The sequence below is a fragment of the Arthrobacter sp. SE2 genome (assembly GCF_058244265.1).
The window spans coordinates 69,933-79,429 of the sequence record NZ_JBZAYA010000019.1; the positions used below are offsets into that span (position 1 = coordinate 69,933).

Here is a 9,497-nt window from a genome sequence, read left to right on the forward strand (position 1 = left end):
TTCAGTACTTACTAGTCCAGCAGGGCGATGATCGCAGTGGGTGCGTCTTCGCCGCGCTCGGCGAGTTCTTCGAACTCGTTCACCCCGTTGATTTCAACGCCCATGGAGATGTTGGTGACCTTTTCCAGGATCACTTCAACCACGACGGGAACCTTGAACTCGTCCATGAGTGCCTTGGCCTTGTCGAACGCGGCAGGCAGGTCGGACGGGTTCTCCACGCGGATCGCCTTGCAGCCCAGGCCTTCGGCAACCTTGACGTGGTCCACGCCGTAGCCATTTGTTTCCGGGGAGTTGATGTTCTCGAATGCCAGGGACACATTCTGTTCCATGTTGAAGCCGCGCTGCGACTGGCGGATCAGGCCCAGGTAGGAGTTGTTCACGACCACGTGGATGTACGGCAGGTTGAACTGTGCGCCCACGGCCAGTTCTTCGATCATGAACTGGAAGTCGTAGTCACCGGACAGGGCAACAACGGTCTCGTCCGGCTTGCCGCGGACAACGCCCAGGGCTGCGGGGCATGTCCACCCCAGGGGGCCGGCCTGGCCGGCGTTGATCCACTTGCGCGGGCCGAAGACGTGCAGCAGCTGCGCGCCGGCGATCTGCGACAGGCCGATGGTGGACACGTAGGTGGTGTCCTTGCCGAAAGCCTTGTTCATCTCTTCGTACACGCGCTGCGGCTTGATCGGCACGTTCTCGAAGTGGGTCTTGCGCTGCAGGGAACCCTTGCGTGCGGTGCACTCGGCAACCCACGCGGAGTAGTCCGGCAGGGACTTCGCTGCCTGGCGCTCGCGTGCCAGCTCGATCAGCCCGTCCAGCGCCGCACCGGCGTCGGACGCGATGCCGAAGTCGGGGGAGAACACGCGGCCGATCTGCGTGGGCTCGATGTCGATGTGCACGAACTTGCGGCCGGCGGTGTACGTGTCCAGCCCGCCGGTGTGGCGGTTGGCCCAGCGGTTGCCGATGCCGATGACGAAGTCGGAGGCCAGCATGGTCTCGTTGCCGTAGCGGTGCGAGGTCTGCAGGCCCACCATGCCGGCCATCAGCACGTGGTCGTCGGGGATGGTGCCCCAGCCCATCAGGGTGGGGATGACCGGAACGTTCAGCAGTTCGGCCAGCTCAACCAGCTGCGCGGAAGCGCCGGCGTTGATGATGCCGCCCCCGGCAACGATCAGTGGGCGCTCGGCCGCAGTGAGCATGTCCAGTGCCTTTTCCAGCTGCTTGCGGCTGGCCTTCGGCTTCTCGACGGCGATGGGCTCGTAAGCGTCGATGTCGAACTCAATTTCGGCCATCTGCACATCGAACGGCAGGTCCAGCAGGACCGGGCCCGGACGGCCGGAGCGCATCAGCTGGAACGCCTTCTGGAAGGCGCCGGGAACCTGGCCCGGTTCCAGGATGGTCATGGCCATCTTGGTGACCGGCTTGGCGATGGACTCGATGTCCACGGCCTGGAAGTCTTCCTTGTGCAGCTTGGCAACGGGGGCCTGGCCGGTGATGCAAAGCATGGGGATGGAGTCTGCCCAGGCTGCGTACAAGCCGGTGATCATGTCCGTTCCTGCGGGGCCCGAGGTGCCGATGCAGATACCGATGTTTCCGTCCGCTGCACGGGAGTAGCCGTCAGCCATGTGGCTGGCGCCTTCAACGTGGCGGGCCAAGGTGTGGCGGATGCCGCCGTGTGCCCGCATCGCGGAATAGAAGGGATTGATTGCCGCGCCTGGCAGGCCGAACGCCTCGATGGCGCCTTCCTTTGCCAAGATGGCGACGGCTGCGTCTACAGTGCGCATCTTCGTCATGGTGTGCTCCTTGAAAAGTCTGTTTTTGCCCGCTTCGGGCGGATATTTGGGTGTGTCTGGGGGAGCCGGCGTCGGAAGTGCCCGACGCCGGCTGTTGGTTTTCGCTTGTTTCCGCCCTTTTGGGGCGGGCGGCTTCCTTGCGGCCCGGCTTTACTTTCGACCGGAGAGCTGGAGGACCTGCTTGAAGAGGCCGGAGTGGTCGAGTCCGCCGTCGCCCTGGTTGACCGTGGCGGCGACGAGCTGAGCGACGACGGCGCCGAGCGGGATTGCGACGTTGGCTTCGCGGGCTGCGGAGGTGACGATGCCGAGGTCCTTGTGGTGGAGGGCCAAGCGGAAGCCGGGGTCGAAGTTGCGGTCGAGCATCTTCTGGCCCTTCTGGTCGAGGACCTTGGAGCCGGCCAAGCCCCCGCCGAGGACCTTGAGGGCTGCGTCCGTGTCCACGCCGTAGGCCTCAAGGAAGGCGATAGCCTCGCCGAGGACCTCGATGTTGACGGCCACGATCAGCTGGTTCGCTGCCTTGACGGTCTGGCCGGAGCCGGAGGGGCCGACGTGGACGATGGTCTTGCCGACCGCGTTGAGGACATCCTGTGCCGCTTCGAAGTCGGCTGCGTCGCCGCCAACCATGATGGACAGGACGGCGTCGATGGCGCCCTGTTCGCCGCCGGAAACCGGGGCGTCGAGCGGGCGGATGCCGGCTGCGACGGCGTCTGCCGAGAGGCGGACAGCGACGTCCGGGCGGATGCTGCTCGCATCGATCCAGAGGGTGCCCTTCTTCGCGTTGGCGAAGACACCGTCCGGGCCGCTCACGACGCCTTCGACGTCGGGGGAGTCCGGCACCATAGTGATGACGACGTCGGCATCCTTGACGGCGTCGGCGATGCTCGTGGCACCCTTGCCGCCTTCCGAGACGAGCTTGTCGATCTTGTCCTGGCTGCGGTTGAATCCGGTGACGGTGTGGCCGGCCTTGACCAGGTTGATGGCCATGGGGAGGCCCATGATTCCGAGTCCGATAACTGCAACGTTGCTCATGATTTTCCTTACTGAAGTCTTTGTTTTAGCTCAGGTGTGCTGGACCCAACTAGCTCGCAGTTGTTGTCGTTTTGAGGGCTCTAAACGACATCAACTGCTACTCAGTTGGGCGGTTGGCGTTCGCTAGTGGGAGGTGGCGCGCTGGCGGATGGCCCAGCTGAAGGCCGTTTCCTGCGGTTCCTTGTACTCGAGGCCGATGTAGCCTTCGTAGCCGAGTTCGCGGCTGCGGGCGATCCATTCGCCGAGGGGAAGCTCACCGGTTCCGGGAGCCCCGCGGCCGGGGTTGTCGGCGATCTGGATGTGGCCGAAGTCCTTGGCGTGGTTCTCGATGACGGCTGCGACGTCGTCCCCGTTGACCGCGAGGTGGTAGAAGTCGGCGAGGAGCTTGACGTTCGTTGCGCCGGATTCTTCCTTGACGCGGGCAATCACCTTGAGGGCATCGGCGGCCTTGAGGAGCGGGTACTTGGGGGCGCCGCTGACGGGCTCGAGGAGGACGGTGCCACCGATGCGTGCGACGCCTTCTGCGGCGCTGGCCAGGTTTTCGGCACCGATGGCGTCCTGCTTCTCGGCCGATTCGCCGTCCACGCGGTTGCCGTAGAGGGCGTTGAAGGCCTTGCAGCCGAGCCGCTCGCCGATGCCTGCCACAACGTCGATGTTGTCGAGGAACTCGGAGGAGCGGGCGGGCCAGGAAACCAGGCCGCGGTCGCCGCCCGGCATGTTGCCGGCGTTGAAGTTCAGGCCGGTGAGCTGAACGCCAGCGTCCTTGATGGCGTTCTCGAACTCGGTTACCTGGGCGTCCGACGGGACGGAGGTTTCAAAGGGCCACCAGAATTCGACGGCGTCAAAGCCGGCAGCCTTCGCGGCCGCGGGGCGCTCGAGCAGGGGCAGCTCCGTCAGGAGGATGGAGCAGTTCACTGTGTACGTCATCGTAGGTGTCCTTCCGGGGGAGGGCTTGGGATCCATCTTCCGCTTGGCTTGTTCTCTGGGGCTAGTTCGCCTTGCTGAGTTTCCGCTTTGTGGAATTTAGATTCTGCTTTATGAAAAGTTTAGGGAAGGAGGGGGTGGGAGTCAAGGGGGTGATCCGTGGGGAGGGGTTTGGGATACCAAGTGGCGTGGTTGGGCGGGCTGGGAGGGGCCGGGCTGGCATGCGAAGTCCAGTCTGGCCTCGCCGCCCGATGGAGACACCTCTCTACGTGCTCACCCTCGATTTACACGGAGATGCGACACCGACCACACGGAGATTGCCCGATTCCACACTGAGATTCGGGTCTCCCAGCACTGAGTTTCCCCTTTTTTGCACTGAGACGGCTTTTTCGCCCTTAGCCTTCCCGTATCAGTTTCGATTTCCAATCGGAACCACAGATCGATTGGGGGATTCATGAAAAATCGCGTCTTGATTGCTCGGGAAGTCCTAGCGGCAACGCCAGCCCGTGCTACTGCGATCCCGGGCCCGCTGCGATCAGGGCTGCGGCGTGCCGCTGCACAGGCGGTTACTGCCGGTGACGGCGGCCTTCGGAATGGATCGAAATGCTCTATTACCTAGACGAACTCCTGACGGCAATGAACGCAACTCCGGGTCGACGCTGGTTCAACATCGCTAGTGCGGTGCTCATCGTCGTGATATTCGGTGCACTCGCCAGAGCCGGCGTGTCGAGCTGGGTTATCGTCCCGGCGGTTTGCATCGAATTCGTATGCCACGGAGCGCTTGTTGCCTCCTGGGCCCGAAAAGACGCTTTCGAAGCGTACAGACAAAGCGAACGACCATGCGAACCCTAGTTATCCCTGTCTCTCAAGCGGCCGTAGCTAACTCCTTTGCGACGCCCGCTCGGCCCCCAGACCCGAGAAAGGTTCCGAAAATGATCTTTTCATCAGCTATCCGCAGGACGGCCACTGCTTTCGTGCTCGCGTGTGTCGCTGGCAGCACTATTGTCGGGCTCCTTCACGAACCGAAGACCCCACCGCTTGCCTGGACCTCATTGGCTATTGGCGCGGCTGCCCTGGTCTTAGTGCTCACAACAAGGCGAAGTCCGAAGCGTGATGCTGGTCTGTTCGCGGTCAGCGGGATGGGTAGTGGCGTTTTCATGGCGGCATTGACCGTTGGCTTCCCCGGGTCGCTTCCGACATGGCTTTGGACGATCGGCACGATCTGTCTTGGAACCGTGACCCTCGTCGTCGATGCTGACGCGTCCCAAAACAAATCCGTCAGTCGTCTCTAGGCATCGGCGATGCGAAAGTTGTTCGTTCTCGCGCTGGCGCTGGTCTCGTTCGTGGAGCGCCTGATCTGGGGCCGAGAGCGGGCTCCTCCGTACTTGAAGTAAAGGACTCGCGAGCCGCGATCCCGGGCTCGTTCCGGGCGATCGGCTCAGGGTGGAGAACACGTTCGATATTGATGTCTGACCAGAAACGCGGTCGGACTTCCAAGACCGACCGGTAATTGAGAATGGGGAATCGAATGAAAATGGTTAGGAATGCAAGGAAGGCAGTTGCGGCAGGAGCACTGACAGCGCTCATGGCAATCGGGGCCGCGTCGGGAGCGCAGGCCACTAGCGCATCGGGTACGGCATATTTCGACAACGGGCAGCCGATCACGGCAAATATGTGGATCCAGCCGGTATCAAATGGCGGTTGTGGAAGTTTTTCCTCATCGGCGGTGATGAACATATCACCCAATTGGATCCGCAACACGACATCGTTCTATCAGTACGGAGTTGGGTCCATCAGCATCAAGGGTGTCAATGTATCGGGATCCGGAACCAGCAATCCGGCGACACTTCAGTGGACCAACAGTAACGGCGCCCGCGGATCCTATCTGAGCGGCACTGTCTGCATGGGTTGGGGAGCGTTCTACCTAGGTGCGGATGTGGCGGCCACCGCTTACTACTACGGCAATTTGCGCACCGCTTCCGCGCGCGTATGACGAAGAGATCGGCACTGCAGTAATGAAAAGAAGCCTTGGTATATGCCGTCAAAAGTTGCAGCACACACGAAACGCCAAACTGGTGTCGGTGCTAATCGTGGCCATGCTTTGCCTGCCTGCCTGCAGTGCCGGTCTCTCCGCGCCGGCTAACGATGTGTCTGCCATACAAGAGGACTTGAAGAAGCTCCAAGGAATCAACGGTCTCATAAGGATGCCCGAAGGGGAGGGCCAAGAGCGTGGAGATCTGTACACCACAGCGTTGTACTCCGAGGACCTTGGTTCCTACCTGCTGGACGCGGACAACGCCAACAGGACTGTCCGTCAAGCACTGAGTGAGCAGTCCACAGCCGACCTGCCGACGCTCTGGTCGGCGCTCAAGTTGATTAGGGCTGCCGGCGCAGCTTTGCCTGCCGAATTGGAGAAGAGATTGGCCAGTGCCGCGATGCCTCCAAGGCAGCAGGATGTAGGCGCGGAAATCGCCGCCCTCTGGTTTTGGAGCGATATCGGTAGGATGCAAGGCTGGTCCGTGATCGCAGGAAAGTCCTTTGTGGAAGAAGCGCTCGTACGGCTTGGCGCAATTGACGTCAACTCGATCACGGACATGCCCTATCTTCTGTGGCGTCTCTTCGATTCCTATTCGGCTCTACAAAAGGAGAAACCCGGCGAATTGGAACGAGCGTTGAAGAAGGTGGATTCCAAGAAGCTGCCTGGCGACTATGAGTCAACCCTTGACTTTCAAGCCGTTCTTGAAGCGAGAGCAACTCTTAAAGATGATCTGGTCGTTCCTAACGATGCGAGAGACCATATCCTTAGGCTTCTGGCTTCAAGCCAGGTGCATGATGACGCGCTGATCGCCTCAATGCTGCGTTCCCTGGAATTGCTGAACGCAAAGACTGAGGCGCAGCGACTTGTCAAAGACCGCATTGTACCCAGGGTCGACCAGAAGACGGGACTTATCCGTTCATCAACTCTCGCCAAAGGGTCGGTCCACGGGACGTATCTTGCCGCGAGACTCCTCGACACGAGCTTTCCAGAGGTCGCAAGTGAGCGAACCCGAGACGAATTGGAACGGGTGCTAAAGGCGCCCGAAACCGATCTGATCTCTCAGCTCAAGGCGCTTGTTGCGCTCAAGCGTTCTGGATCTTCATCCTGGGGGAGCTACGGTTCGGTCATCGATCGGGGACGGGCAGCTCTTCCGGCCGCTGTGACGTTCGCAAATCTCAGCGGGTACGTCGAGTTGGTGGACGTTCTGGTGCAGCTTGAGCCCAATGCCCGGTTGCCTCGACTGGAGGCATTCGATGCAGACGCCGGAGTTGAAGACCTACTCTCCGGCGCTCTGATGGCGCTCTCTAACTCCATGTACTTCTCAAACAGCCAAGAAGTGAGATCAATGTTTCCGGCCGTCCAGTCCGCTCTCCCGCAGATTATCCGTTCCCCCAAAGGAAAAAGCCTGAACTATTTTCGGGCGTTGACCGCCATGACGAACGCAAGTCAGTCCGGACTCGGATCAAACGACTTCGACAAGGCGGCCGAGGAACTCCGGACTCTGAAAGGCTGCAAAGAATTCCCGTCTCTGTATCGGATGGAACCAGACAAGGCGTCACCGTGTAGCCTCTCGATTTCAGCTGCCATGATTGCGGTCCCGGGTGCCTTCGACTTCGGGGAGAACTAATGAGCTCGGTTCTGCGTCTTGAAAACATCGCCAAGGCTTTTTTAGATGAACGCGGGACGCGACAGTTGGTCCTTTCTGGAGTCAGCCTGAACGTCGAGGCTGGTGAAATCGTCTGGTTGCGAGGTGAGTCAGGGTCAGGGAAGTCCACGATTCTCAATATCTCCGGACTTCTGTCAACCCCCGATGCCGGCAAGGTGTGGATCAACGGTGACGACAGAACCAAGGCATCGTCCCGGACGGCTAGTCTTGTCCGCTCAAGCGAAATTGGAATGGTGTTTCAGAGCAGCAACCTCCTGCCCGAACTCACGGCGTTGGAAAATGTCCTCCTTGCCAGCCGCCAGCCCATGACACGCGCAACGATTACGGAGCAGCTGGATCGCCTCGGTCTTGCGGCGGTCGCTGACCGGCAAGCGAAGAGGCTTTCCGGTGGGCAGCAACAAAGAGTCGCGTTTTGCCGCGCACTGATCAACGAACCATCGCTGCTACTAGCGGACGAACCAAGTTCGGGTCTTGACGCGACAAACACTGAAGCCATCCTGGACGCCATGCGAACGGGCGCCAACAGCGGGTGCGGTGTCCTCGTCGCTTCCCACGACCAAGTCTTCCAGCAGGTGGCCCACCGTCAGCTTCCTATGAAGGAGTTGCTCCTTGAACAGAAATAGAATCTTTGCTGCGAGGTCAGTGCGGCTTTCTCTATCGAAATTGAGGCCACTCGCGGTCCTGATGAGTCTTGGCATCGCGGTATTCATTTTCGCCGACAGCATCGTCGGGGCCGGCATAAGTTCATACTCAAACAAGATCACCACCAACTCCGCCCTGAATTACGTTGAGGTGACATCGGTCGGTCCAGACTCAGCTCGCCAGATCACCGACGACTCGTTGTCCCGGTTCGACCAAATCGATCACGTGGTGGGGTCCTCCGGCTGGGCGCAAATTGACCTCGCCATCGAGGATCCGGCGAACTGGCCATCTCAGAACAACCCCGGTGCATTCATGGGGACGCCATTTATCAGTGGCATCGCCCCAAAAGTACTGCTCGGAGACGTGCCCGGAGACGGCCCTGGGGTAGGCCAGATCCTGCTTCCCGACAAGGGACAGGGCCAGAAATACGCTCAGTTGCTCGGCAAGGAAATGAGCTTCGTGTACACAAAGGAAATCGGCCCCGGCAACGGGGAACCCGTTTCCATATCTCTCCGGGTGTCAGGAATCTATGACAACTCGTCGCCGGGCACGGATGGCGCGCAGGCCGCGTACGTATCTCGCGAGTTACTCAAGTCAACACTCGCCAACGCCCGGCCAAATGCCAAAGGGTTAACCTATCCCCGCGCATATGTTCGCGTTGACTCAGCAGACGAAGTGGTCAATGTACAAAACCAGGTCCGAGCCCTCGGATACTCAGTGAACAGCGTCGCGGGCCAAATCCGCTCCCTGTCAGGCCTGTTTGCTCTTCTTGCCCTCGTCAGCTGGGTGATCGGTGGGTTCCTGATCATCTTCTGCCTCGGCGTTGGAGTGTCTGTTGGTGGCAGTTGGATCAAGCAGAGAGCTCGCGAAGTGGGTCTCCTCAAAGCCATCGGCTGGTCGGGGGCCTCGATAGCAGGGGTTTACATGGTCGAGTTGGCGGCAGTGGGTCTCATCATTGGCGTAGCGGGTGCACTCCTGGGAACCTTTTGCTCCATCGTAGGAACGGCGGTCTTCAGCGGCCTACAGCTCGACCTCTTGCCGGTGGCTGCGTGGGCAATGCCCAACTGGCTGCTCGTGCTCGGAGCGCTCCTCTGCGTGCCTTTGTTCCTGTGCCTTGGAGCCGTTGGCCACGTCGCAAGACTCGCTCGGCTCGACGCGGATTCCTCGCTGAGGGACCTGTAGCTCCGCCTCGTGCCCCAGACTCCGAGCAAAGCGCGCGCCCGCGTTTTCCGCCGTCGGGACCGGTCCGAATATTTCGGCTTGGCGCGAAGTGTCTGCGACGTATTTGCCGGTCTCGAACCAGGCGAGCATGGAGCTCATGTCCTTGACCATTGGGACAAAAGGTCCCATTAACCTCGATCTTTCACGAGGCAGGATTTCGGCGGGGTCAGGGCTTACTGGCTGCCTG

The 9,497-nt window shown here is 60.6% G+C and carries 6 protein-coding genes and 1 pseudogene; 4 read left to right on the top strand and 3 right to left on the bottom strand.

Going from position 1 to position 9,497, the window contains the following annotated elements; genetic code table 11:
- Positions 1-11 precede the first annotated feature (11 nt).
- From gcl to AC4CS3_RS20235, 3 genes are all read right to left on the bottom strand, one after another.
- A complete protein-coding gene (gcl, locus tag AC4CS3_RS20225) occupies positions 12-1,790 on the bottom strand; it encodes a glyoxylate carboligase (protein ID WP_441414076.1) in 1,779 nt (592 codons plus the stop codon).
- Between the two features lie 150 nt (positions 1,791-1,940).
- A complete protein-coding gene (locus AC4CS3_RS20230) occupies positions 1,941-2,819 on the bottom strand; it encodes a 2-hydroxy-3-oxopropionate reductase (protein ID WP_490784937.1) in 879 nt (292 codons plus the stop codon).
- A gap of 123 nt (positions 2,820-2,942) precedes the next feature.
- On the bottom strand, positions 2,943-3,746 hold the full coding sequence (locus AC4CS3_RS20235; protein WP_284752973.1) for a hydroxypyruvate isomerase family protein: 804 nt from the start codon (positions 3,744-3,746) through the stop codon (positions 2,943-2,945).
- Between the two features lie 1,582 nt (positions 3,747-5,328).
- Here AC4CS3_RS20235 and AC4CS3_RS20240 point away from each other — a divergent pair.
- From AC4CS3_RS20240 to AC4CS3_RS20255, 4 genes and pseudogenes are all read left to right on the top strand, one after another.
- A complete protein-coding gene (locus AC4CS3_RS20240; protein WP_490784938.1) occupies positions 5,329-5,736 on the top strand; it encodes a hypothetical protein in 408 nt (135 codons plus the stop codon).
- A gap of 175 nt (positions 5,737-5,911) precedes the next feature.
- A complete protein-coding gene (locus AC4CS3_RS20245; protein ID WP_490784939.1) occupies positions 5,912-7,408 on the top strand; it encodes a hypothetical protein in 1,497 nt (498 codons plus the stop codon).
- Positions 7,408-7,899: pseudogene (locus AC4CS3_RS20250) on the top strand (ABC transporter ATP-binding protein); the annotation flags it as partial. The gene AC4CS3_RS20245 and the pseudogene AC4CS3_RS20250, both read left to right, overlap by 1 nt.
- A gap of 232 nt (positions 7,900-8,131) precedes the next feature.
- Entirely contained in the window at positions 8,132-9,271 is a 1,140-nt protein-coding gene (locus tag AC4CS3_RS20255; protein WP_490784940.1) for an ABC transporter permease, read from the top strand.
- The last annotated feature ends 226 nt before the right edge of the window (positions 9,272-9,497 follow it).

What these genes read in the sequence shown, in the direction of transcription:
- AC4CS3_RS20235 (WP_284752973.1), bottom strand. Translation starts at nt 3,746, where the DNA reads ATGACGTACACAGTGAACTGCTCCATCCTCCTGACGGAGCTGCCCCTG.
- AC4CS3_RS20230 (WP_490784937.1), bottom strand. Translation starts at nt 2,819, where the DNA reads ATGAGCAACGTTGCAGTTATCGGACTCGGAATCATGGGCCTCCCCATG.
- AC4CS3_RS20240 (WP_490784938.1), top strand. Translation starts at nt 5,329, where the DNA reads ATGGCAATCGGGGCCGCGTCGGGAGCGCAGGCCACTAGCGCATCGGGT.
- AC4CS3_RS20255 (WP_490784940.1), top strand. Translation starts at nt 8,132, where the DNA reads ATGAGTCTTGGCATCGCGGTATTCATTTTCGCCGACAGCATCGTCGGG.
- gcl (WP_441414076.1), bottom strand. Translation starts at nt 1,790, where the DNA reads ATGACGAAGATGCGCACTGTAGACGCAGCCGTCGCCATCTTGGCAAAG.